The organism is Providencia sp. PROV061, from assembly GCF_011045655.1.
Lineage (GTDB): Bacteria > Pseudomonadota > Gammaproteobacteria > Enterobacterales > Enterobacteriaceae > Providencia > Providencia hangzhouensis.
In genome coordinates this window covers 2,961,350-2,985,415 of sequence record NZ_CP042861.1, presented here as the reverse complement: position 1 = coordinate 2,985,415, position 24,066 = coordinate 2,961,350, and the positions used below count along the sequence as shown (strand labels likewise).

The following is a 24,066-nucleotide window of genomic DNA, read 5'->3' as shown; positions in this document are numbered from 1 at the left end:
AGCTGAACAATTTAATTGCTAATCATGTTGATAAACAGCAATGATTTTACTACCAAGTATTTGCTCAAATTCCTCGATAAAATTATCGCGTATATCCCAATTATGAAAACTAAAACCTAAATTGCCGAATGCCCATTGAGGGTCAAACTGCCATTCATTAAGTGAGCCATGAAAATCGCAATAAAAACAAGCGAGATTTTCTGGTTTTCCTTCATACCAATCCGTAACAGTATCACTCCATGCATGGCTATGCTCACTTTGTTCCTGATTACATTGTGGGCAATAAATACCAAGGCCATTTCCCCCTGCATGAAAAACTGTTCGTTCTGTCACGATAGACAGGTAGTTTTTTAGCGTATCTTCAGGAAGTTGAGTTGGGACGATTTCATCATTAATCACGTACAAAATGGGTTCTTTGTGAGTGGGGGTAGGACGATAAATCACTTCACCATACTCGATACTTTGAAAGTCAGGGTCGATAATACCTTGATGTTTTAGCCAATTAAGCATACGTAAGGCTTCTTTTGGGGCATCTTCTAAAGTGATATCAGGGGCAACAAGGTGACAAATATCCATAATAACCCTTCATTGTTAAAAGCCATCAATCAGTAAGTCAATTGCGTGTTTAATGGTGTCTCGTTGGCTACTTAAGTCAACGATTTCTTTCCCTAATAATGAATGAGGGACGCAAGCCATTTGGTGAGTCATTAAAATAAAAACCTGCCCGTTGATTGATAATTGTGGATTTAAGCGTACAGGTAATGGCTTTTTAACTAGCCTGCTATCGAATAACGGGATGACTAAGCGAGTATTCAATAAATCAATAATATTACTTTGAATATCCAGTAAATATGGGTATTTGATAGCATCATCTCGGTTTTGATAGAGGCGATATTGCATTAAAAATCCTTGTATTTATCTGAGAGTAATCCATATTCTTCATTTATCCTGTTTAACTCATTAAAGCCTTCGACATTGTCATTTTTCCATTTTTGCGCTTCGAGGCGTTTTAATTCAGCTTGTAAGGCACAAGCCAGTATTGCTGATAAGTTAAGTTTAGCCCGCCTTGCTTGTTCGTAGAGTTCAGGCGCGACAGTAACACTGACGGTTTTTTTTGTTCTATTCATAGATGCCCCTTATACACGTGTTATGACACGTGTACTTTAGCACAGCTCATCGATCACGATAGGGATTTTATCAACAAATATTGCCATTATCAGAGTATCTTTAATTTATTGCGATTATTTGCGAAACCCTTCGCAAAGTTGCCGCCTTATTGTTCAATAGCCAAATAACCCCCTTGAACTGCGTCTATTTTCCACCATTGATTTTTTTACACTCTGTCATGCTATAGCGATAACTCGTATTTTCATTACATTTTGGAACCACGGTGTCCGACGAGAGTGATGTAGAAAAAACCGAAGAGCCCACGCCCCATAAAAAGCAAAAAGCCAAAGATGATGGGCAAATCGTTCGTTCAAAAGAACTTAGCTCGCTAATGATGATGTTAGCAGGCGTGAGCTTGCTATGGCTAAGTGGTGGACACCTCGCGGCACAATTGCGGCAAATTACTCGTCAGGGTTTTATTTTTGATGGCCACTATTTACAAAATACAGGCTTGATGATCAGTTACTTAGGGCGTGTGGTCAGTGAGGCGTTATTTGCCTTATTACCAGTCATTGGCGGGTTAGCTTTGGTTGGCATTTCTGCATCATCATTAGTCGGTGGGCTCGTTTTTAATAGCAAGTTGATTAAATTTGATTTGAAAAAGTTAAATCCAATCAAAGGGCTAAAACGTATTTTTTCGATGAATGCCTTATCTGAGTTATTTAAAGCGATTTTGAAATCCTTATTTGTTGGTTTGGGCGCGTTTATTTTTCTTTGGCAAAGTTGGCCATCGTTACTGCATTTAGTGATGGAATCACCCGTTACGGCGCTAAGTAATGCACTGCAAAAAGTGATTTTTGCTGGTTATTTGATTGTTTTCTTGCTGATCCCAATGGTGGCTTTTGATGTTTTCTATCAGTTTCGTTCCCATTTGAAAAAATTACGCATGAGCCGTCAGGAAATTAAAGATGAATTCAAGCAGCAAGAGGGTGACCCGCAGATTAAAGCCAAAATTCGCCAACAGCAGCGTGCGATTGCGCGTAACCGAATGATGGCAGATGTGCCGAATGCAGATGTTATCGTCACTAACCCAACACATTATGCGATCGCCCTTAAATATGACGACAAAAAAATGGGGGCACCCAAAGTATTAGCGAAAGGTGCTGGAGTATTAGCTCAGCGCATCAAAGAAATTGGTGAAGAGCACCGAATATTACAGTTAGAAGCACCGCCTCTTGCTCGTGCGCTATACCGCCATGCGGAGATAGGCCAAAGCATTCCTGTTGCATTATATGCCGCGGTTGCAGAAGTTTTAGCATGGGTTTACCAATTGCGCCGCTGGCGCCGAGAAGGTGGGCTCAGACCCAAAAAACCGAAAAATTTACCAGTGCCACCGACGCTGGACTTTGCTGGAGATAACAATCGAGATGGCTAATTTGGCTTCATTATTAAAATTGCCGAAAAATTTACAAGGAACGCAGTGGCAAATACTGGCCGGCCCGGTTCTGATATTAATGATCCTGTCGATGATGGTATTGCCATTACCGGCTTTTTTATTGGATTTACTGTTTACCTTTAATATTGCACTTTCCATTATGGTGTTATTAGTGGCGATGTTCACAAAACGCACATTAGATTTTGCGGCATTTCCTACCATTTTGCTATTTGCAACTTTATTGCGCCTCTCTTTGAATATCGCCTCGACGCGAATTATCCTGTTAGATGGCCATACAGGGCCAGATGCTGCTGGGCGAGTTGTCGAAGCCTTTGGTCACTTTTTGGTGGGCGGCAACTTCGCCATCGGTATTGTGGTATTCATTATTCTTGTGCTGATTAACTTTATGGTTATCACTAAGGGGGCAGGGCGTATCGCGGAAGTGGGCGCTCGCTTTGTGTTAGATGGCATGCCGGGTAAGCAAATGGCCATCGATGCCGACTTGAACGCGGGTATCATTAATGATGATGAAGCGAAAAAACGCCGCGCGGAGGTTACGCAAGAAGCGGATTTCTATGGTTCGATGGATGGTGCGAGTAAATTCGTGCGAGGAGATGCTATCGCGGGGATCATGATTATGGTGATCAACGTGGTTGGCGGGTTAATCGTTGGTGTAGGCCAGCACAATATGTCTTTGGGAGATGCCACCAGTGCCTATACCTTGCTGACTATTGGTGATGGGCTTGTCGCGCAAATTCCAGCTTTGATTATTTCCACCGCTGCTGGGGTTATTGTCACTCGTGTGGCAACAGATGAAGATGTGGGTGAACAAATGGTCACTCAATTATTCAATAACCCAAGAGTGATGTGGTTGAGCGCTGGGGTTCTAGGTTTAATCGGTTTAATACCGGGTATGCCTAACTTTGTATTTTTACTGTTTACCGCGGCACTGGCTGCCCTTGGTTGGTATTTAGTCCGCAAATCCCAACAACCCGAAAGTAGTGCGGGGGATAATAGCCAATCTCAGCATTTTCAAGAAGCCAATAAAGTGGTTGAAGCCACGTGGGATGACGTTCAATTAGAAGACTTGTTGGCGATGGAAGTGGGGTATCGGTTGATCCCATTAGTCGATAATGACCAGCAAGGTGAATTATTAGGGCGACTACGTGGTTTACGTAAGAAATTTGCTCAAGAAGTGGGGTATTTGCCACCCGTCGTACATATTTGCGATAACTTAGCGCTTTCCCCTTGTGAATACCGAATTCTAATTAAAGGCGCGGAAGTTGGGCGGGGGGAAGCACAGCCAGGGCGTAGTCTGGCTATTGACCCAGGTAATGCGGCTGGGTCGTTACAAGGGGATGTCACTAAAGAGCCAGCATTTGGTTTACCCGCCATTTGGATTGATGATGATTTGCGTGAGCAAGCACAAATCCAAGGGTATACCGTGGTATCCGCGAGTACAGCGGTGGCAACTCACTTTAATCAAATTTTACTGCAAAACTCCAGTACCTTATTTGGCCGCCAAGAAGCCCAAATGTTGTATGACCGCGTGAAAAAAGAGATGCCAAAATTGGCAGATGACCTGATCCCAGATACGATTTCATTAACGATTTTGCACCGCGTTTTACAAAACTTATTAATGGAAGATGTGGTGATCCGCGATATGCGTACCATCATTGAAACCTTGGCTGAAATGGCAGGAGAAAATGGGGAAAACAAAGATACTGATTACTTAACATCCCAAGTGCGCATTGCATTAGGGCGAGCAATTACACAGCAGTGGTTTGGTAATGCAGAAGAAATTCAAGTGATTGGTTTAGAGGCTAGCCTTGAGCAGATTTTGCTGCAAGCCGCGAAGAACGGCGGTGGGTTAGAGCCGAACTTGGCGCAGTTTATTCAAACTCAAGCGGAGCAAGCTGTAGCTCACCAAGAAGCGATGGGCGCGCCTACAGTGCTGTTAGTTAACCATGGATTACGCTTGATTTTATCGCGTTTCTTGCGGCGCAGTCTGCCGCAGCTGGTGGTCATGTCGAATTTAGAAATGACGGACCACCGTAAGATAAGAATGACGTCGATGATCAGTGGTAGTTAATCATCTTGCTTTTAGTTATATGGTTGTGTAGGATAAATATGTAGTCGCTTTGAAGCTAAATTGTTCTTATACCTAAGGTGTGTATTTGAATGCTCGTCAAAGTGCAAAGAAAGTATGAAGAGGCCGCTCTTTTAAGAGCGGCCTCTTTGTATTTAACTGACTAAAAAACGCCCTACAATTCTGCCTTTATCCGTTAGTAAGACAGATTGCCCATCACGCAGGACTTTTTTCAAATTGTGCTTTCGTCCAATTTTACTCAAAGCTATCTTTTTTGTACTTGATGCGAGTTTAAATGCGGTTAATCCATCTATGTGGATAAGCTGAACTAGATCTTTATGAGTAAAGCTATTTAGGTAATAGGATTGCATATCGCTAGATAGCCAGCCAAGTAAGTCAATTAAATGGCGATATTCTAACTTTAGTCGACTTAATGTTGAAGCTATATCATTAGGGGCACTCTTAATTATTGAACTATCAAATTCATTAATTAAATTACCAAACTTCCATATAGGCTCAAAATGAGCACATCTATTGCGTAATTTATTTGTTTGGAGTAATCGTTGAATTATTCTATGCCGATTTTTTATATCTTTAGGATGTGATTTTTGCTGAATAGAGTACGGATAATATTGAAATATATTAGGAAATATTTGTTCCCACGGAATAATTGTACCATTGCTTGTTTTATTAATTTTTAAAATGTGCGCCCACCTCCCATTTTCTAGTGTTGATATTATTCTATGTGGGGCTGGAACTGGTTGGATATACTTACCATTTTTCTTTTTGGCAGAGTCAATCGCATTGAACAGTTTATTATTGTGTGTCAGGCCTAGGTGGTCATACCAATTACAAGACTGGACATTACCATATAATTTTTGACTGCAGAGAGTTAATTGGTTTGTAAAATAAAAATGACTAAGACAGCGATGAATTTTGTTTCTTAGTGTAATTTCAATCATGCCGATTAAGTAGATAAATTTAGTGGAAATTTCTTCGTTCCAACAATAAATACCATGCAATTCATTTAGATCTGTAGTTTTGAATATGGTTCGGTAGTTAAAAAAACGTTCAATGCTAATGTCCAAAATATGTGAGTTTATATTTATAGGTGGTGGCCTAAACATATCCTATCCCTTTGATAAATTTATTTTAGTTAAGGCGATGAAATTTACCTAATCTACCATCAAGAGGAATATGAAAAAAAGAGATTGCAGCAGCAACTTTGTCTGTATTTTAGTAATTCTATTGAGCGAGCTGCCTGACGAGCCTCAGTATGAAAGAAGAGGGTTGTGAACTAGACAAAACACACCTTAAATTGAAATTTTCTTACCTAATGCAGGGCGCTTTGACTCTAAACCATCAGCACCATAAGTGGATTGGTTATTATGTTTTTTCACAAAGTTTAGGCGCTGAGCATTCAGCTCAATATGCAGTTGCAGCATTTGGTGATTACGATAATTCAACTCTTTTAGTTCAGTTGTTAAGCTTTTAATGGCTTCCCATACACCTGCTAGTGCATCATTGCCTTCATAAGGTGCACTGATCTCAGATTGTGCTTCTAACGCTAGGCGGTTTGTTTCACCATGGCCGATCGCAGCAACTAAAAACCGTTTTTGTTCAGTGGTTTCCTGAAAAGGCGAAGGCGGCACACGGTGATAACCTAGTAATAGCTCTTCATTTTTCATCACTATTTGTAATGATTGCAAATGAGCGAGTTGTTGCTCAAGTAATATCAGTAATTCGTCAGTCATAGTGGTTATTTATTTCATTGATAACATGCATTCATGAGCATCGCGCAAAATGCCATCAGCAATTTTTTCAGCATCCATTGTTAGGGTGCCATCTTTGATTGCTTGTTTAATTTGTTCAACTTTAGCACTATTAATATCACTTGCTTGAGGTTGCAATAATTTTTTTTGTAGCTCACTAGGAGCAAAAGAACTTTCTTTAACGACTTCATTAGTGGACACTTTTTTGTCCCGCATCGGGGCAGCCGCATCTTGTGGGTCGCGGTTTGTCACCTGAGCCAGTGCAGAAATTGCAGATGTTTGCTCAATAGCCATAATGTATTTTCCTATTTCCGATTTTTTTCATATGTCAGTTATCGGCTTATGTTTATGAATCTTTAGTGTATAGAGTGTTACAAAATATTGCACTACTCGTCATACTTCAAGTTGCAGCGTTGTTGACTGCGCTCAGCTCGCCGAATCACATACTCATGTATGCTCATCGGCCTCTCTTCACTTGTCGCCTAGCTGCCACTCGAATTATTTAGAGTATATACTCGTGATGCTTCAAGTTGCAGCGTTGTTGACTGCGCTCAGCTCGCCGAATCACATACTCATGTATGCTCATCGGCCTCTCTTCACTTGTCGCCTAGCTGCCACTCGAATTATTTAGAGTATATACTCGTGATGCTTCAAGTTGCAGCGTTGTTGACTGCACTCAGCTCGCTGAATCACATACTTATGTATGCTCATCGGCCTCTCTTCACTTGTTGCCTAGCTGCCACTCGAATTATTTAGAGTACAAGCGGGGGGCGCTTTATTTTAATGCCACTTGAACGCTGCCATTTTCTAGCGCTTCCCCATTTACAACTTGCCCATTTAACAATCGTACGCGGGTATTTTGGCCGGCAGTAGCATTATTTATTGCTCTTCCTTCGTATTTCACTGAAAAATTATCACCACTGGCGAATACAAATACGGTTTGCCCTGCTTTTATTGCCCAAGGCTGCCTTATCATTGATTTTGTGAATGTTTGACCTGCTGGAATATTACGTAGAGCTATTGCTCCGCGAAGTGCAATTTTGTCTGTACTTGCGCCTGCGGGGAGTTTATGCAATAAGCCTTTTTTGGTTCCGATATCAACAAATTGTATGGGTTCCCCTCTATTTATATTGCGTGTTGCCACGTAATACTGGCCTGTCACATTCACTGTTAGCTGAATAAATTGCTTTTTTTTACCACATTGCACAGGAAGGGACACATTCCCCATATTACGCCCGCCAATAGGTGGGTTGATTTGTGGCTTCTCGCAAATAGGCCAACGTTCAATTGGGGTTTTGATTTCGATTGAAACGTGGGTTTTCTTGCCATGAATTTGGCGAAAATAATGGTTAATATCTTGGGGTAATGACGCTTGAGAAAGCGCTGGAGTAAGACCTAACAAACTGATTATCATATATAAAGGCAATTTTTTAGTGTAATACATCCCGTTTTATCCCCCCAGTAAGCAAACTTTTTCACAATTGCAGTTTACGCAGCTGCGTAATAATGAATGAGCCAAATAGGTCAATTATTTTGCCTTTATCCCGCCATTAGATTTTTTAGTAGGCCGCTAAGATATGCGGGTCGAATTTTAATTTTTACTCGCGAACGTTCAAATTCAGGGATCGCGTTATCTCCATTGAGGACCACTATGATTGATAAATTAAACGCCACGTTTGCTTTCCAGCAACAGGCTTTGTCAATACGCGAAGCAAGGCAGACTGTATTAGCTTCAAACATTGCTAATGCCGACACACCCGGCTACCAAGCACGTGATATTGACTTTAATCGTCAACTTCAACAAGCCATGGATAAAGGTGTGGTAGGGGGAAAAGGTGTGACTCTTGCTGTCACTTCGAAAGGGCATATTGAAGGCCGAGGGGGCAAAGCGCCAAATATTGACCTGAAATATCGTGTTCCTTACCAAACCTCAATGGATGGTAATACGGTAGATATGGACATTGAACGTAGCCAATTCGCAGATAACACCCTGAAATATCAGGCCGACCTTACATTTATCAATAGCCGCGTCAAAAGTATGTTGGCTGTCTTACAGCAAGGGTAATTGCCATGGCTTTACTAAGTATTTTTGATATCTCCGCATCGGCATTGACCGCGCAATCTCAACGTTTGAATGTCAGTGCGAGCAATATGGCCAACGCAGAAAGTATCGTGGGGCCAGATGGCCAACCATATCGCGCAAAACAAGTTGTTTTTCAAATGGCACCACAAGGGCGTCACGAAGTGGGAGGCGTGCGTGTGAGTGAGCTGATAGAAGACCCTACGCCACCCCGTATGGAATATAAGCCCGGTCACCCGTCAGCGAATGAAAAAGGCTATGTGCAAATGCCAAATGTCGACATGGTTGGTGAAATGATCAATACCATTTCAGCCTCTCGTAGCTATCAAGCTAACTTAGAAGTGATGAATACAGCAAAAACATTGCTGCAAAAGACACTGACTATAGGCCAGTAAGGGAGCATTTTCATGGGAGTTGCAGCCACAATGTACGACTCTTTGGATAATACGACAGCTGGCCCTCAGCCAGCTGCGAGTAATGTGCCAAAGAAAAGTCAAAGTGACGATATGCGTGACACTTTTTTAAAAATGATTGTCACACAAATGCAAAACCAAGACCCAACAAAACCAATGGAAAATACGGATTTAACCAGCCAATTGGCGCAAATAGCGACACTTGAAAGTATGAATAAACTCAGCGACAGCGTGAGTGGTATTTCCCAACAAATTGGTTCAGGTCAGTCATTGCAAGCCACTCAGTTGGTAGGTAAAGGTGTGCTTATTCCGCGCAATGAAATCATCTTAGCGCCGCTCAAAAAAGCGAGCTCAGGTGAAGACAGCAATGTGATTAAGCCATCAAACCCGCTTCCAGACGAAGGCATCAGCCCAAATAGCCCTTCAATGTTTGGATTAAGTAACAAAGATGCCATTGAAGGTGAAGAGGGCACTGAAGAGCCGCAATCTGAATATATTTCCTCGCCGTTTGGCTTCTTTTTGCCGAAATTGGCGGACAACGTTGAAATTACCATTCGCGATAAAAACCGAATGGTTGTGCGAACCATTACCTATGAAACGGAAGTTAAACCCGATATCTATGATATGGCATGGGATGGCCGTGATAACAACGGGAACTTAGTCACCGATACAACAGGAAAATATTACTTTGATGTGAAAGCTGTTAGTTCAGGAGCTGAAATCGAAGTGACCAAACTGGGGTATACCCGTGTTAACGGTGTGACTCCTGGAGCTGACGCACCATTACTTGATGTTGGCATTGGGCAAAGCGTCCCGCTGAGCAGCATTTTCAAAGTTTATCCATCTTCTTAATTTACCCCCAATACTCATGGAGAAAATATGTCTTTTTCACAAGCAGTCAGTGGCTTAAATGCAGCCTCAGCGGGGCTTGATTCAATTGGTAATAATATTGCCAACTCCGCAACAAATGGTTTTAAAGGGGCGACGACCTCATTTGCAGATATGTTTGCAGGTTCAGGTGTTGGCCTAGGCGTTAATGTGGCCGCAGTGACACAAAATTTTAAAGATGGTCCAATCACGCGTACGGATAGAGCGACAGACGTTGCCATCTCCGGAAATGGCTTTTTCCGTGTACAAGACCAAAACGGTGATACTTATTACAGCCGAGATGGTCAATTCTTACGCGATAAAAGCGGTAATTTAGTCAATAACCAAGGGATGGTAGTCACAGGTTACCCTGCGAGTGTTGATGAAAAAGGCAATGTTACCATCCAAAGTGGTGGTGTACCTGAAGGCTTGAATATCCCAACGGATATGATGGATGCGAAAAAATCTGAGTTAGCGAAACTGACGATAAACCTTAATTCTGAAGATAAAGTTAAAGATAAGAAATTTGACATCACAAAGCCTGATGATTCAGCAACGTATAACTTTAGCACCACAATGACCGCTTTCGATAGTCAAGGTAATACCCATGAAATTTCAGTGTACTTTGTTAAAGAGTCAGATAACAAATGGACCGCTTATGCGAAAGACGCTAACGAAACTGAAGCTAAAAAACTGGGTGAACTAGAGTTTGATGGTAATGGTAAGTTAAAAGACGCAGATAAAGCCACATTTGCTTTCGCGTATAACGGGTTAAATGGCGCTGATAATGGAATATTAAACGTTGATTTAAGTAAGACTCGTCAACAAAAGGTCAGCGAGTCTTCTGTTAGTGCAATTGATGTTGACGGTTATCGAGCCGGTGAATACACCACCTTCAAAATTGAAGATAACGGCTTAATTACCGCTAACTATTCTAACCAACAAAAACGTGTGGTTGGTCAAGTGGCATTATCTGCTTTCGCAAATCCAAATGGTCTGGTATCTCAAGGTGGCAACGTTTGGGCCTCTTCTAATGCGTCAGGTAACCCGATGGACGGCGTTCCGGGTGTCGGTCAGTTCGGTAAATTAACCAGCGGTGCGTTGGAGTCTTCTAACGTGGATATGAGCCAAGAGTTAATTAGCATGATTGTGATGCAGCGTAATTACCAATCAAACGCGCAAACCATCAAGACACAAGATCAGATGTTACAGACGCTGGTTAACTTACGATAAAACAAGAGGGTGGCCATGGATCACGTCATTTATACCGCGATGGGAGGAGCGCGTCATGCGCTGGAAAACCAAGCGATTGTTTCAAATAACATTGCCAATGTGTCAACCGCAGGCTTTAAAGCGCAATTGTCCGCAATGCGTGCCGTGCCGATACATGGTGACAGCGAGCAAACCAGAACGCTGGTGGTGGCATCTACTCCCGGCGCTGATATGAGCCAAGGGCCACTCAATTATACGGGTAAGCAAACCGATGTTGCGTTAAATGATAAGCATTTTTTGGCTGTTGAATTAGCGGATGGCACAGAAGCTTATACCCGTAACGGTAACATTCAAGTGTCTAGTGAAGGTGAGCTTGTTATTGGTGAGCGCCGCTTACAAGGTGATGGCGGGCCGATTAACGTTCCGCCAAATGCGGAGTTAACTATTGGCGCTGACGGTACCGTTACTGCGCTTTTGGCGACTGACCCCCCGACTATGTTAGGGCAAATTGGGCGCTTGAAAGTGGTTGAAGCACAGCCGCAAGACTTGATCCGTGGCGAAGACGGTTTGTTTCATTTATCACCACAAGGACAAGCGACAAATGGCAATGTTTTGCCACAAAGTGAACGAGGCATTGTCACTGCTGGGGTGATTGAGGGCAGTAATGTCAATGCCGCAGAAGCCATGGTTTCGATGATTGCCAATGCAAGGCACTTTGAAATGCAAATGAAAGTTGTCCGCAGTGCTGATGAAAATGCACAACGCGCCAATCAACTGCTCGCGGTTAGCTAAATACAGTAAGGAATTATTATGATCCGCTCATTATGGATTGCTAAAACAGGGCTTGATGCTCAACAAACTAACCTTGATGTTATTTCTAATAACTTAGCCAACGTTAGTACCAATGGTTTCAAGCGCCAACGCGCTGTTTTTGAAGATTTAATGTACCAAAATATTCGCCAGCCGGGCGCAATGAGTTCAGAACAAACTTCATTACCATCCGGCTTACAAATGGGAACGGGTTCGCGCCCTGTTGCCACCATGCGTATTCATGCGCAAGGCGCATTAAATAAAACAGGAAATACCAACGATATCGCTATCCGAGGCCAAGGTTTTTTACATGTGCAAATGCCTGATGGTACGGATGCTTACACCCGTGATGGCGCATTGCAGCCAAACCAAGATGGCCAGTTAGTGACCTCAAGTGGTTACCAAATCGTTCCTGCGATTATGATCCCCGATAACGCGAATAGCTTGTCGATTGCGCGCGATGGTACCGTGACCATTACCGTCTATGGCGATAACCAACCACAGCAAATTGGCCAAATTACATTAACCACCTTCATTAATGATGCTGGTTTGGAAAGTATGGGTGAAAACCTGTATATGGAAACCGCAAGTTCGGGCGCACCAAATGAGAGCGCACCGGGGACCAATGGCGCCGGTTTACTTTATCAAAACATGTTAGAAACCTCTAACGTCAATGTGGCAGAGGAGTTGGTCAATATGATCCAAACTCAACGTGCTTATGAAATCAACAGTAAGGCGGTATCCGCTTCTGACCAAATGTTACAGCGCTTAACGCAATTGTAATGGGTAAAAATACGTAAAAATAACTCATTGCGATAGTGATGAGTTATTAATGAGAGGGACCTCTTCGTGATGATAAAACGTACACAGCAGCAAAAGAGTAACATGATGATTGAAAGCGGCACGATTTCTCAACAGCAAAAAGCAGCGTTACTAACGCGTTTCATAGCGCCTAAACAGGCAGGGTTACTTGCCATTTTGGTCTTAGTTACCAGCGGTTGTGCACAAATCAAATCGCGTCCATTAGTGGACACACAAACCACGGCAATCCCAACAGCGCCGACAGCACCAGCACCCAATGGCTCGATATTTCAAAGCGCTCAACCTGCTTATTATGGCTATCAGCCATTATTTGAAGACCGGCGCCCTCGTAATGTTGGTGATATTTTAACCATTAACTTGCAAGAAAACGTGAGTGCGAGCAAAAACTCCTCAGCGAATGCCAACCGTAGTGGGAAAACAGGTTTCTTAGCTGCGATATTACCGGGTTTCATGCAAGGGTGGATTGGCGGTAAAAACACAGAATTAGATATTAAAGGTAACAGTGACTTTAGCGGCAAAGGCGGTGCCAATGCCAACAACACCTTTAAAGGCACCATCACTGTCACAGTCGACCAATTATTGGCGAACGGTAATTTACATGTGGTTGGTGAGAAACGCATCGCGATAAACCAAGGTACTGAGTCGATTCGTTTCTCTGGGGTGGTTAACCCGCGCACTATCGGTTCAGACAATCATGTGAGTTCGACACAAGTCGCTGATGCACGCATTGAATATGTGGGTGACGGCTATATTAACGAATCGCAAAACATGGGATGGCTACAACGCTTTTTCTTAAATGTTTCGCCTTATTAATTAAACATTAGCGAGAAAACAGCCGAGATAATTCAATGAAAAACAAAGTATTAATTTTGCTATCACTATTTTTTTGCTTCACTTATTCAGCATACAGTGAGCGTATTAAAGATTTAACCACCGTTCAAGGTGTGCGAGATAACGCCTTGATTGGCTATGGTTTAGTTGTGGGCCTAGATGGGACAGGTGACCAAACCATGCAAACTCCATTTACCACTCAAAGTTTGAATAACATGCTGTCGCAAATGGGGATTACGGTGCCGCCGGGTACCAATATGCAATTAAAAAATGTGGCGGCGGTCATGGTCACCGCGAAATTGCCGCCTTTTGCGCGTACTGGGCAGTCCGTGGATATTGTGGTTTCCTCAATGGGTAACGCGAAAAGCTTACGTGGCGGTACGTTGTTGATGACTCCCTTAAAAGGGGTTGATGGACAAATCTATGCGATGGCTCAAGGTAACATCTTAGTGGGTGGTGCGGGAGCCAGTGGCGGCGGCAGTAGTATTAAGGTTAATCAACTCAATGGCGGCCGTATTACCGGTGGAGCAACTATTGAACGCGAATTACCGAGCAGTTTCGGGCAAAACGGGGCAATTAACCTGCAATTAAACGAAGATAGCTTCACATTGGCACAAGATATTGCGGATGCAATTAACCGTATGGGCGGTATGGGGACGGCGTCTGCGTTAGATTCTCGGACAGTGCAATTACTGGTTCCTGCCAATAATCGCGACCAAGTGCGCTTTTTAGCACGGGTACAGGAGCTTAATGTACGTGCGCCAGTGGCTGAAGCGAAAGTGATCCTCAATTCACGCACCGGTTCTGTGGTGATTAACCGCAGTGTAACACTAGACAGCTGTGCTGTTGCACATGGCAGTTTAGCGGTCACAGTCGAAAGACAAACTCAAGTGAGCCAACCGGACACCCCATTTGCAGGTGGGCAAACCGTAGTCACTCGTAATACGAATGTTGGGGTACGTGATCAGGGTGGGGCACTCCAAAAAGTCAACGCAAGTGTGCAATTAAACCAAGTTATTCAAGCCCTAAATACACTCGGTGCAACGCCAAACGACTTGATGTCGATACTGCAAGCGATGGAAAGTGCGGGTTGTTTACGTGCAAAACTGGAGATCATCTAATGAGTGACATGCAGCTATTGCAAGGTGCCGCATTTGATTTACAGTCACTGGGACAGTTAAAAGGTGAACTGAATAAGAATTCGGAGCAAGGGCTGCGCCATGTCACGCAGCAACTTGAGGCAACATTCGTTCAATTGATGTTAAAAAGTATGCGTGACGCACTCCCACAAGATGGCTTATTTTCCAGCGACCAAACACGCATGCTCACCAGTATGTATGACCAGCAAATCGCCCAGGACCTGTCGCAAAAAGGTTTAGGTTTCGGGGAAATGATGTACCAGCAGCTTACACGAGACCAACACACGTCAAGTGGGCCCACATCCAATAGCCTGTTGCCGTTAGATGAAAAAACAGTGCAATCATTACCGCCATTTAATATGGAACAAATGATGCGCCATTTTGCACCAATGGGCGATGCATTATCGGCACCATTCCAAAAAATCAAAGCGTTATCGCTTAATAGCAGTAATTTTATTAGCCGTTTAATTGAACCTGCAAAAGCGGCAAGCCAAAACAGTGGTATTTCTCATTTTCTGCTATTGGCACAAGCGGCATTAGAAAGTGGTTGGGGCCAGCGAGAAATTCTGAAATCAGATGGAAAAACCAGCCATAACCTGTTTGGTATAAAAGCGGGAAAAAACTGGCAAGGGCCCGTCACTAATATTATGACAACAGAAGTGATCAACGGAAAAACCATCAAAATGCGGGATGATTTTCGCGTTTATGGCTCTTATGAAGAGGCGATTGCCGATTATATCAATTTATTGACGGAAAACCCGCGTTACAAAGACGTCAAAAAAGCGCCGACACCAGAGATTGCTGCGCGCCGTTTACATCAAGCCGGGTATGCCACAGACCCAGGCTATTCGGACAAACTAATCACCTTGATTAACCAGATACGCGGTCATCAACCCGCGGCGAATACCTCTGCATCAAGGGCTGTTCAGGCATATACCATAGACTTAAACGATATTTTCTAAAAATCCGGAATTATTGCGCGTTTGGACTAAATAATTACGCTGAATTTCCGATAACCAAATATGCACTAAATAATTTGCGTTGCTATCGCTCTCATTGTGTCAGCCAATGATGGCGATAAGCATCCAGAACAGGAAAAGCTTATGCTGAACAATGTAATGAATAATGCGCTCAGTGGTGTGAACGCTGCACAAGGCGGGTTAAGTGTTATTTCTAACAACTTAGCTAACGCAGGTGTGGGTTACTATCATCGCCAAAGTGCTGTTTTCGGGGAGAATCCCGGTACGATGACACCTAATGGCTATTTTGGTAACGGCACTTATTTCAGCCATGTTCGCCGTGAGTTTGATGAATTTATCAATGCGCAGTACAGCCAATCCCGCGCACGTAGCGGTGACTATGAGGCATACGTTAAGAACTGCAATAAAGTTGATGATTTGCTTACTAATGATATTGAAGATATTTCAAGTAATATCGGTAGCTTCTTCACCGCGTTAGACGCTGCCTCCAGCGATGCAAGTGACAAAACCTTGATTGACGTTTTCTTAGGAAACTCAAATGCATTATTAGGCCAGTTTAAAGAAGCGGATCGTCGTTTGCAGGAAATGGAACGGGATATTAATCACCAGATAGAAAATAAAGTGAAAGATATCAATATTTACGCTGAAAAAATTGCGGGTTTAAACCAGCAAATTTCGCGGATCCGTTCTGTGAGTGGTTCTGAGCCTAACGACTTATTAGATGTGCGTGACCGTTTAGTCAATGAAGTTAACTCATTAGTTGGTATAAAAGTTATCGAACAGAACGGTAACTATAACGTGACGTTTGCTAATGGCTTACCGTTAGTCACGGGTGAAAAAGCGAATCGCTTAGAAGCCGTCCCTTCTTCTAAAGATGATAGCCGTTTTAGCATTGGCTTTGTGGGCGCGAATGGCCAAGCACGGGAAATTCCTGATGAGTCATTCCGTGGTGGGGAACTCAGCGGTATCTTGCGTTCTCGTCAAGAAGTTATGGACCCGGCTTATCAAAAACTCAATAAATTAGCATTGGTTTTTGCGACCAAATTCAATGAAGTGCACAGCAAGGGGTACGATGCCAACGGCAACACCGGTAAAGACTTCTTTGAAATTGGTAAAGGCTCTGTTGTTAGCAACACTCATAATAGTGGTAAAGCGGACTTTGATCTCAGTTATAGCGATGTGTCTAAAGTCACAGGTAATAACTACGAAATGCGCTTTGACGGCAATGAATGGAATGTCACACGTTTGCCAGAAGGTATTAATGTTCCTGTGGATTCAAATACGGCAGGTACACTGAAGTTTGATGGTTTAGAGATCAAAATCAGCAACAGTACTGGTATGTCAAAAGGTGACTCATTCTTGGTAAAACCAGTAAGTGGTGTAATCAACGGTATGCAGACCTTGGTCAGCAATGCATCCGATTTTGCGGCGGCTGGAAGTAAAGACAGTGGCCCAGGTGATAATGAAAACATTAAACAACTGGTTAAACTGCAAGACGAAAAACTGATTGATGGTAGTTCTACGTTCTCTGATTTCTATGCAACGTTAGTTAATGATGTAGGCAGTAAAACCAAACAAGCACAAATTGACTCTGAAACACAAAACAAAATGACTGAGAGCTTCTATGAGCAAGAGCAAGCCATCTCGGGCGTGAATATGAATGAAGAAAGTATTCAGATGCAGAAAATCCAACAGTTTTTCAATGCCAATGCACAAGTATTAAAAACGGTGGACGATTTATTTAACGCATTAATGCGTGCATTCTAAATATTAGCGATAGGATAAGGATTTAGCGATGCGTTTAAGTACCAACATGATTTATCACCAACGCTTACAAGACATGAACAGTGCTCAAGCGCGTTGGATGGATGCAGGAAGTCAATTAGCTTCTGGTAAGCGTGTAAGCAAGCCTTCTGATGACCCGCAAGCGTCTTCGCAAGCGGTGCGGATTAACCAGTCAGAAAACCGTAACCAACAATATGTAGCAAGCCGTGGATTTGCGAAAACGGGAATGACATTGCAGATGAGTATTTTGACTCAGATGACAGATGTGACGACGCAAATTGATACCACCATTATTCAGGCATCAAACCAAGGTGCTTTAAGCGATAAAGACCGTAATACTTTGGCTGAGCAACTCACGGGTTTGAAAGAACAATTAGTGGCGTTAGGTAATTCGACTGATGGGAATGGTCGATATATTTTCGCAGGTTTTAAATCAGATAAACCGCCATTTGAAATTGATGCTAACGGTGATGTGTTGTATCACGGTGGCGATAAAGCGATTATGCAGAATGTGGCGAGTGACCGTGAGATGACGACTTATTTCACTGGCGCACAAGTGTTTGAAACCGATAGCAATAATGTGGTCAATATTTTTAAAGCGCTGAACACCGGTATCGAATCACTGAAAAAGCCATTGCAAGGCGCACCACAAGCAGATTTAGACCAAGCGCAAGCTGAGTTAGGTGAAGCGAACCGAGCCATCAAGTCCGCATTAGATCAAATTTCTAATATTGAAGCTAAGCAAGGTTTACAATTACAAGAAATTGATAAATTAGATTTTTTAGCTGATACGCGCTCGATTCAAAATGCGGCCCGCAAAAGTGAGTTGTTAGAAACTAACTGGACTGGCACCACCACAGATTATTATAAAGAAAAAGCGATGTTTGAAGCCTCACAAAGTATTTTTAAAGACTTAAACAGCATGTCACTTTTCGGCAGCCGTTAATTATTTAATACTCTTTTTACTCACCGCGCTTTGGAGCCATTCAAGCGCGGTTTTTTGTTTGGGGGTTTTTAGTCACCACAAAAAGGGGATTTGAGTTTATTATTGTGTCTTTTTTATATTGCATAAATTTGCTTTTGTTTTACCCTTATTTGACCTTTTATTTTTGCTCTTTAAAAATCCGCTGATTTAACAATTAGTTATAGGATTCACTAAAAACAAAGGTATTTTTTGTATTTTAAAGCTAGTCAGTTGTTTTTATTTGTTTTAATCTATTTTTGTTATAGTTCACTGCCGTACAGGCAGTACAGAGAAACTGATCTATTTACTGCAGTCGGTATGTAGTACAGACGATACAATGGAATGTGATTTGCACTAAAAAGCAATTTGCATTACAGTGCAAATTATGATGAGGGTATATGTATACTGTAAAATATCATTCTGAGGCTGAAAAAGAAGCAAATGCACTGCCTTTAAAAATCAAGGTGAAATATGACCGCCTCATTAAAAAATTAGAGTTATCAGCTAATTATTTAAGAGAACCAGATACTAAATCATTGGGCGATGGATTGTTTGAGATAAGAACTATGGGAAGTGAAATAGCTAGGGGGTTATGGGTTTACCACAAAGATAAAACAATTTTTATGCTCAGGATCTTTATCAAAAAGTCACAAAGAACCCCAAAGTCTGAGTTTTATTTAGCGAGAAAACGTTTATTGGAGCTATTAAACGATGAAAACACATAAAGAGCTACATGATGAATGGATGAAAGATCCAGAATACCAAGCTGCTTATGAAGAAGAAATAAGAACTGAAAAATTGCAGGCTATGCTTAAGGAGTGGAGAGAGTCTGCTGGGTTAACGAAAGTTCAAATAGCTGAAATTATAGGAGTTAATCCATCAACTATCACAAGGTTGGAGAGTAATGTGAATAATGCGAGCATTAAAAGCATTGTAAAGTATGCTGCTGCATGTGGAATTAAAAACCCAATAATTGCCCTTTAAGATTATTTATTTTTGTCGTAATTACTGCACTGCCAGCTTAGAAATTTGGTTAAATAACATAAATAGCAGTGAAGGGGCTCTACTACACGGGGCGTTTTTACATGATTAAATTGAAAAAATATGACCTCAAGGTCGTTTTTACGTGATTTTACCATCTTTTACCTAAGTTAAATTTAGTGTTAGATGTATTCGTAACTATCACTTGTTTTGATAGCTTAGAAATGAAATAAATAATGGGTATCGTTACCGCCATATAGGCGGCTCTCTTTCTTTAATTTATCGCCTGAAAAAAATAATGGGTTTTAATACTTAAAATTAGGAGTAAACAATGAATTTTGAATTAGAAATAAGCTTTTATAGATTTACCTTAATAATTAGAGTTACCAAATGGTTTTACTAACTAATTAATTGATTAAGTATCGATACTCAAACAAACAAATTAAACATCAACGATAACTGCTCGAAAGCTTGGTGGACCAAACGCTCGGTATAGCGCGGGAGGATAGAAATAATCAGCCCTAACATACTAATTCCAATGGTAAGTGTTAAAGGAAAACCGACCACAAACACCGATAGCTGCGGGGTCATGCGGTTTAGAATACCCAAAGCAAGGTTTAGAATTAAAAATAAGGTGATAAACGGTAAAGCCAACATTAACCCATTAATAAATATGGTGTTAGCAAATTGGACAAATACCCAAAAACCATCGCGATTTAATGGTGCGGTTTGAATTGGGAGCAGTTCAAATGAATTGACTACAATATAAATAAGCCACAAGTGCCCATCGAAAGCGAGAAACAATAAAATAGTAATTACGTTAAATATGCGACCTAAAATTGGCATATTGGGCCCGCCAGTTGGGTCAAAAAAGGTGGCGAAAGATAACCCCATTTGCAAACCAATCACTTCCCCCGCATGACGCACGGCAGCAAATGACATTTGCATTGTTAGCCCCATCGCAATACCAATCACCATTTGCTGCACGATAACCCATAATCCCATAGCAGAGAATAGAGGAATATTCACGACAGGAAGTTGTGGGGAAACAATCAACACAACAAAAAAAGCCAATGCAACGCGAACTTTGGTAATCGCCTGTTTTTCATTAAAAAAGGGCGCTGTACCAAGCAGCGCCAAAAGGCGTATGAAAGGGTAAAAACCTTGGCTTAGCCACAGCGTGAGTGTTTCACTGGTAATGGTTAGCATTGTTAGCCAATAATAAACGGTAAGTTGCTAAGCAATGACCGCATATAGTCGGTAAGCAGATTCAGCATCCAGGGCCCTGCAATAATAATCACAGAAATAACCGACAAAATTTTAGGGATAAAAGATAGCGTCATTTCATTCACTTGCGTGGCGGCTTGCAGTAAGCTGATAATTAAACCCGCCGCCAAAGCGGCTAATAACAAAGGGGCAGCTAGCATCAGCGCAATTTTCATCGCTTCAGTTCCCATCGCCATTACTGATTCAGGTGTCATAACTACTCCGAGTAAAATAATCCTAATTAAAAAAGCTTTGCGATAATGAGCCAAGCAATAGTTGCCAACCATCAACTAATACAAACAACATTAATTTAAATGGCAAGGAAACTGTTGCAGGTGGAACCATCATCATCCCTAATGCCATTAAGACACTGGCAACCACTAAGTCAATGATTAAAAATGGAATAAAAATAGTAAAGCCAATTTGAAATGCGGTTTTTAGTTCACTGGTAATAAAGGCTGGGACTAAAATACGTAACGGAACATCTTTCGCTTCTTGAATTTCACCCACTTTGGCTATTCTTGCGAATAGGGCTAAGTCGGATTCGCGTGTTTGCCCTAACATAAAGGTTCTTAACGGTGCTGTTCCTTTCTCTAAAGCCGTTTCGAGGCTAATCTTGTCTTCGCTAAAAGGCTGGTAGGCTTCGCGGTAAACTTGGTCTGCAACGGGTGACATCACAAAAAAGGTTAAAAACAGTGCTAAACCCAATAAGACTTGGTTCGGTGGAGCGGAGGGCGTTCCGAGCGCGTTACGCAATAAACCTAAAACAATAATGATGCGAGTAAAACTGGTCATCATTAATAATAAGGCGGGAATAAAGCCCAATAAGGTCAAAAATAAAAGCGTTTGAACAGGTAAAGACCAAGTTTGTCCGCCATCAGCCATTGAATGGCTAATAACAGCTGGTAGTGCCGCAGAAGCGGAGTTTGGCAATAAAAACAAGAGGGTAGTAATCGTGAGTAAAGATTTTAGAGGTAACATGAGCCCTTCCGATTACTTATGCATAAGTGTAACTGAAGCCGCACATTTTGCAGCCTCTTGTTTTTTCTTTAATAAAGACTGAAAGGTGAGCGGTTCAGTTGGCAATGTCTCAGCGACTTCAGGTGCAGCCGGGTATTGGTGTAAGAGGCTGATATTTTGTGTGGTAACACCTAATACCAAACACTCATTATTCACCTCAACAACCACAACGCGTTCTTTATTACCTAATGAGCAACGGCTTTTGACTTTTACGATTTGCTCCTTGCCCATTTTTTGGGGAGCAAATCCTAATTTTTTCACCAACCAAGCACCTGCTAGTATCAATAAAATGATCCCCCCTAAAGCCCCTGATATCTGCGTTAAGCTATCATTGTGGTCAATAGCAGGAGTATTAGGTTCACCGGAGGAAACGGTTGTTGATAAAAAAGGCACAGATATCGGTGCCTGCTCAGTTTGATTGGGTATTGCCATTATCAGCGACTCACGTGGTTAATTAACGACTTAAACGGCGCATACGTTCGGAAGGCGTAATGATGTCAGTAATACGAATACCGTAATTGTCTGAAACCACGACCACTTCTCCCTGCGCAATTAAATAGCCATTGATCAGAATATCCAGTGGCTCACCCGCTAAGCCATCCAGAGAAACTACAGAACCTTGGGATAAGCTCAGTAGTTTTTTAATGGTCATTTTAGTGCGACCCAATTCAACTGAAAGACGGACAGGAATGTCCATGATCATATCGATATCAGACAGTTGATTTAGCGGGTTTTGTCCATCAAAGTTGTCGAAAGCCTGTGCACCAGCTGAGGCGGATTCCGCTTTTTTTTGCTGTTCCAGCGCTTCAGCCCACAGGTCTTCACTGTCGTGATTGGTTGATGCATCAGGAGAGTTCTTCGCCTCACTCATTGGTACTTTCCTCATCTAGAGTGTTTAATACAGGGTTAATCAAATGTTCTACACGCAATGCATACTGGCCATTTTGAGTACCGTATTGACTGGTTAATACGGGAACGCCATCAACATTAACGATGAGGCGGTCAGGTTTCTCAATTGGGATCACATCCCCTTTTTGCAGTTGCAGTAAGCGAGAAATTCGCATTGGAATGTCAACAAAGTTGGCAACCAATTCAAGTTCAGAACGTTTCACTTGGGTGACAAGGTTGGTGACCCAAGTTTCATTTTCTTGGTGGCCTTGTTCCATTGGTGGGTTTATTAAACGTTCACGTAATGGCTCAATCATGGCGATCGGAATACAAATACTGAATTCACCAACGGTATTGCCTATCTCCACTAAAAACGGTGTGGTAACGACAATGTCATTAGGGGAGGTGGTGATATTAGTGAATTTGACTTGGATTTCAGAACGTACATATTCCACTTCAATATCAGCGATTGGCTTCCAAGCATCGCGATAAGCTCCTAAAGCTAACTTGAGCATGCGATTGATAATGCGTTGTTCAGTATTGGTAAACTCTTTACCTTCTTGCCGTACGGGAAAGCGGCCGTCTCCACCAAATAGATTGTCGACAGCGATGTAAACTAATGCGGGCTCAAAGGTAAACAGTGCCGTGCCTCGTAAAGGCGGCATATGGATTAAGTTTAAGTTAGTCGGTACGGGTAAATTACGCGCAAACTCATGGTAAGGTTCAATTTTAATACCGCCCACCGTAATATCTGGGCTGCGACGTAACATATTGAACAAACCCATACGGAACTGGCGAGCAAAACGTTCATTAATGATTTCGAGAGACTGCATTCGCTCCCTAATAACTCGACGTTGAGTATTCGGGTCGTAAGGGCGAACATTATCTTTCCCTTGAGTCTCTGGCACAGGCGTATTGCTTGATGGTACATCATCATTAAGCAGCGCATCAATTTCGGCCTGAGATAAAATATTATCGCTCATGAATATTACCGCAGAATAAAAGTAGTAAATAACACATCAGAAATATCCTGATCGGTATCACCTGGGATCAGGGTAGGGGTGAGCGTTTGCTTGATATCTTTCATTAACTGCAACTTACCTTCATGCGTCTCAATATTTTTTGCTTTTTGCTCTGAAAGTAGCAGTAACAAACGGCTACGCACTTCAGGGAGGTATTCATGAAGTTGTTTGCGCGATTTTTCGTTCGCAAGTCGCAAAGTCACATGGATATAAAGCACACGATCAGGTGCATCGGCTGCACCTGCCAAATTGACGGTAAATGGCTCTAACTCCATAAAAATGGGTTGTGGCATGTTCGGGCGCTTTTCTTCCTCACTCGCCGTTTGCGTGCCTTGTTGTGTCGTCCACCAGGTATAACCCCCAAACCCTGCGCCAGCAAGGGCAAGAAGGGCAAATAGAATAAGCAACCCTTTGTTGGAACTTTTTGATTTTTTGCTCGACGACATTTAGCTGAATTCCTGTTTCTTGGATGCTAAACCCAAATGGGTTTTTACGTTATGATCTCTAGCATTATGGCTTGGTTGCCAAGAGTTAAAGGAGTGAAAAACGAAACAAAAAGGCGGTAACTCGGCGCTTTAGCTAG

The 24,066-nt window shown here is 42.3% G+C and carries 29 protein-coding genes; 15 read left to right on the top strand and 14 right to left on the bottom strand.

The window, feature by feature from the left end; genetic code table 11:
• Positions 1-18 precede the first annotated feature (18 nt).
• From FVA72_RS13640 to FVA72_RS13630, 3 genes are read right to left on the bottom strand one after another with little or no spacing between them, the layout of a single operon-like run.
• Positions 19-576, bottom strand: coding sequence for a hypothetical protein (locus FVA72_RS13640; protein WP_110591512.1), 558 nt, complete (start codon positions 574-576; stop codon positions 19-21).
• Between the two features lie 15 nt (positions 577-591).
• Positions 592-900, bottom strand: coding sequence for a CcdB family protein (locus FVA72_RS13635; RefSeq protein WP_110591513.1), 309 nt, complete (start codon positions 898-900; stop codon positions 592-594).
• The gene (locus FVA72_RS13630) at positions 900-1,127 is read right to left on the bottom strand and encodes a type II toxin-antitoxin system CcdA family antitoxin (protein ID WP_004255691.1); all 228 of its coding nucleotides are present in this window, start codon (positions 1,125-1,127) and stop codon (positions 900-902) included. Before FVA72_RS13630 ends, FVA72_RS13635 begins: the two co-directional genes overlap by 1 nt.
• A 263-nt stretch (positions 1,128-1,390) precedes the next feature.
• On the opposite strand from FVA72_RS13630, the gene flhB reads away from it, so the two are divergent.
• Both flhB and flhA read left to right on the top strand, forming a co-directional pair.
• Positions 1,391-2,542 carry a flagellar biosynthesis protein FlhB gene (gene flhB / locus FVA72_RS13625; protein ID WP_110591514.1) on the top strand — a complete coding sequence of 384 codons (1,152 nt, stop codon included), beginning with the start codon at positions 1,391-1,393 and terminating at the stop codon, positions 2,540-2,542.
• On the top strand, positions 2,535-4,634 hold the full coding sequence (gene flhA, locus FVA72_RS13620; protein ID WP_004255687.1) for a flagellar biosynthesis protein FlhA: 2,100 nt from the start codon (positions 2,535-2,537) through the stop codon (positions 4,632-4,634). The genes flhB and flhA overlap by 8 nt, the downstream gene beginning before the upstream one ends.
• 152 nt (positions 4,635-4,786) lie before the next feature.
• Here the strand turns inward: flhA and FVA72_RS13615 are convergent, their stop codons facing one another.
• The 4 genes from FVA72_RS13615 to flgA form a co-directional block, all read right to left on the bottom strand.
• The gene (locus FVA72_RS13615) at positions 4,787-5,758 is read right to left on the bottom strand and encodes an Abi family protein (protein WP_110591515.1); all 972 of its coding nucleotides are present in this window, start codon (positions 5,756-5,758) and stop codon (positions 4,787-4,789) included.
• A gap of 186 nt (positions 5,759-5,944) precedes the next feature.
• Positions 5,945-6,385 carry a flagella synthesis protein FlgN gene (locus tag FVA72_RS13610; protein WP_110591516.1) on the bottom strand — a complete coding sequence of 147 codons (441 nt, stop codon included), beginning with the start codon at positions 6,383-6,385 and terminating at the stop codon, positions 5,945-5,947.
• A 9-nt stretch (positions 6,386-6,394) separates the two neighbouring features.
• Positions 6,395-6,697, bottom strand: coding sequence for a flagellar biosynthesis anti-sigma factor FlgM (gene flgM, locus FVA72_RS13605; RefSeq protein WP_110591517.1), 303 nt, complete (start codon positions 6,695-6,697; stop codon positions 6,395-6,397).
• Positions 6,698-7,178: 481 nt separating this feature from the next.
• Complete coding sequence (gene flgA / locus FVA72_RS13600; RefSeq protein ID WP_110592574.1) at positions 7,179-7,817, bottom strand: flagellar basal body P-ring formation chaperone FlgA; 639 nt, start codon at positions 7,815-7,817, stop codon at positions 7,179-7,181.
• Between the two features lie 237 nt (positions 7,818-8,054).
• Here flgA and flgB point away from each other — a divergent pair, with 237 nt between their 5' ends.
• From flgB to FVA72_RS13535, 13 genes are all read left to right on the top strand, one after another.
• Positions 8,055-8,468, top strand: a complete 414-nt coding sequence (gene flgB / locus FVA72_RS13595; RefSeq protein ID WP_004255669.1) for a flagellar basal body rod protein FlgB — start codon at positions 8,055-8,057, stop codon at positions 8,466-8,468.
• A gap of 5 nt (positions 8,469-8,473) precedes the next feature.
• Positions 8,474-8,878, top strand: coding sequence for a flagellar basal body rod protein FlgC (gene flgC, locus FVA72_RS13590; protein WP_096864712.1), 405 nt, complete (start codon positions 8,474-8,476; stop codon positions 8,876-8,878).
• 12 nt (positions 8,879-8,890) lie between these two features.
• Positions 8,891-9,748, top strand: coding sequence for a flagellar hook assembly protein FlgD (locus FVA72_RS13585; RefSeq protein WP_110591518.1), 858 nt, complete (start codon positions 8,891-8,893; stop codon positions 9,746-9,748).
• A 27-nt stretch (positions 9,749-9,775) separates the two neighbouring features.
• The gene (gene flgE, locus FVA72_RS13580; RefSeq protein ID WP_110591519.1) at positions 9,776-10,996 is read left to right on the top strand and encodes a flagellar hook protein FlgE; all 1,221 of its coding nucleotides are present in this window, start codon (positions 9,776-9,778) and stop codon (positions 10,994-10,996) included.
• A 15-nt stretch (positions 10,997-11,011) separates the two neighbouring features.
• Positions 11,012-11,767 (top strand): flagellar basal body rod protein FlgF, encoded by a 756-nt coding sequence (locus tag FVA72_RS13575; protein WP_110591520.1) that lies wholly within the window; start codon positions 11,012-11,014, stop codon positions 11,765-11,767.
• Between the two features lie 18 nt (positions 11,768-11,785).
• Positions 11,786-12,568: a flagellar basal-body rod protein FlgG gene (gene flgG, locus FVA72_RS13570; RefSeq protein ID WP_004255657.1), complete on the top strand. Its 783-nt coding sequence runs from the start codon at positions 11,786-11,788 to the stop codon at positions 12,566-12,568.
• A gap of 69 nt (positions 12,569-12,637) precedes the next feature.
• Positions 12,638-13,420: a flagellar basal body L-ring protein FlgH gene (locus FVA72_RS13565; protein ID WP_004255652.1), complete on the top strand. Its 783-nt coding sequence runs from the start codon at positions 12,638-12,640 to the stop codon at positions 13,418-13,420.
• A gap of 35 nt (positions 13,421-13,455) precedes the next feature.
• Positions 13,456-14,559 (top strand): flagellar basal body P-ring protein FlgI, encoded by a 1,104-nt coding sequence (locus tag FVA72_RS13560; protein ID WP_004255651.1) that lies wholly within the window; start codon positions 13,456-13,458, stop codon positions 14,557-14,559.
• Positions 14,559-15,539 (top strand): flagellar assembly peptidoglycan hydrolase FlgJ, encoded by a 981-nt coding sequence (flgJ, locus tag FVA72_RS13555; protein WP_110591521.1) that lies wholly within the window; start codon positions 14,559-14,561, stop codon positions 15,537-15,539. The genes FVA72_RS13560 and flgJ overlap by 1 nt, the downstream gene beginning before the upstream one ends.
• A 141-nt stretch (positions 15,540-15,680) precedes the next feature.
• Positions 15,681-17,324, top strand: a complete 1,644-nt coding sequence (gene flgK / locus FVA72_RS13550; RefSeq protein ID WP_110591522.1) for a flagellar hook-associated protein FlgK — start codon at positions 15,681-15,683, stop codon at positions 17,322-17,324.
• Positions 17,325-17,352: 28 nt separating this feature from the next.
• On the top strand, positions 17,353-18,288 hold the full coding sequence (gene flgL / locus FVA72_RS13545) for a flagellar hook-associated protein FlgL (protein WP_036957851.1): 936 nt from the start codon (positions 17,353-17,355) through the stop codon (positions 18,286-18,288).
• A 416-nt stretch (positions 18,289-18,704) separates the two neighbouring features.
• Positions 18,705-19,031 carry a type II toxin-antitoxin system RelE/ParE family toxin gene (locus tag FVA72_RS13540; protein ID WP_096864722.1) on the top strand — a complete coding sequence of 109 codons (327 nt, stop codon included), beginning with the start codon at positions 18,705-18,707 and terminating at the stop codon, positions 19,029-19,031.
• Positions 19,018-19,290: a helix-turn-helix domain-containing protein gene (locus tag FVA72_RS13535; protein WP_096864723.1), complete on the top strand. Its 273-nt coding sequence runs from the start codon at positions 19,018-19,020 to the stop codon at positions 19,288-19,290. The genes FVA72_RS13540 and FVA72_RS13535 overlap by 14 nt, the downstream gene beginning before the upstream one ends.
• A 426-nt stretch (positions 19,291-19,716) precedes the next feature.
• On the opposite strand, the gene fliR is transcribed toward FVA72_RS13535, so the two are convergent.
• Genes fliR through fliL form a run of 7 tightly spaced genes read right to left on the bottom strand, consistent with a single transcriptional unit; the run spans position 19,717 to position 23,929 of the window.
• Positions 19,717-20,496: a flagellar biosynthetic protein FliR gene (gene fliR / locus FVA72_RS13530; RefSeq protein WP_110591523.1), complete on the bottom strand. Its 780-nt coding sequence runs from the start codon at positions 20,494-20,496 to the stop codon at positions 19,717-19,719.
• 2 nt (positions 20,497-20,498) lie between these two features.
• Complete coding sequence (fliQ, locus tag FVA72_RS13525; protein ID WP_004255630.1) at positions 20,499-20,768, bottom strand: flagellar biosynthesis protein FliQ; 270 nt, start codon at positions 20,766-20,768, stop codon at positions 20,499-20,501.
• A gap of 22 nt (positions 20,769-20,790) precedes the next feature.
• On the bottom strand, positions 20,791-21,534 hold the full coding sequence (gene fliP / locus FVA72_RS13520; protein ID WP_036957850.1) for a flagellar type III secretion system pore protein FliP: 744 nt from the start codon (positions 21,532-21,534) through the stop codon (positions 20,791-20,793).
• 12 nt (positions 21,535-21,546) lie between these two features.
• Positions 21,547-22,005, bottom strand: a complete 459-nt coding sequence (fliO, locus tag FVA72_RS13515) for a flagellar biosynthetic protein FliO (RefSeq protein ID WP_175427123.1) — start codon at positions 22,003-22,005, stop codon at positions 21,547-21,549.
• A 22-nt stretch (positions 22,006-22,027) separates the two neighbouring features.
• Complete coding sequence (gene fliN / locus FVA72_RS13510; protein ID WP_004255621.1) at positions 22,028-22,444, bottom strand: flagellar motor switch protein FliN; 417 nt, start codon at positions 22,442-22,444, stop codon at positions 22,028-22,030.
• Positions 22,437-23,444 (bottom strand): flagellar motor switch protein FliM, encoded by a 1,008-nt coding sequence (gene fliM, locus FVA72_RS13505; RefSeq protein ID WP_110591524.1) that lies wholly within the window; start codon positions 23,442-23,444, stop codon positions 22,437-22,439. The genes fliN and fliM overlap by 8 nt, the downstream gene beginning before the upstream one ends.
• A 5-nt stretch (positions 23,445-23,449) precedes the next feature.
• Positions 23,450-23,929 (bottom strand): flagellar basal body-associated protein FliL, encoded by a 480-nt coding sequence (gene fliL / locus FVA72_RS13500; protein ID WP_094961180.1) that lies wholly within the window; start codon positions 23,927-23,929, stop codon positions 23,450-23,452.
• Between the last annotated feature and the right edge of the window lie 137 nt (positions 23,930-24,066).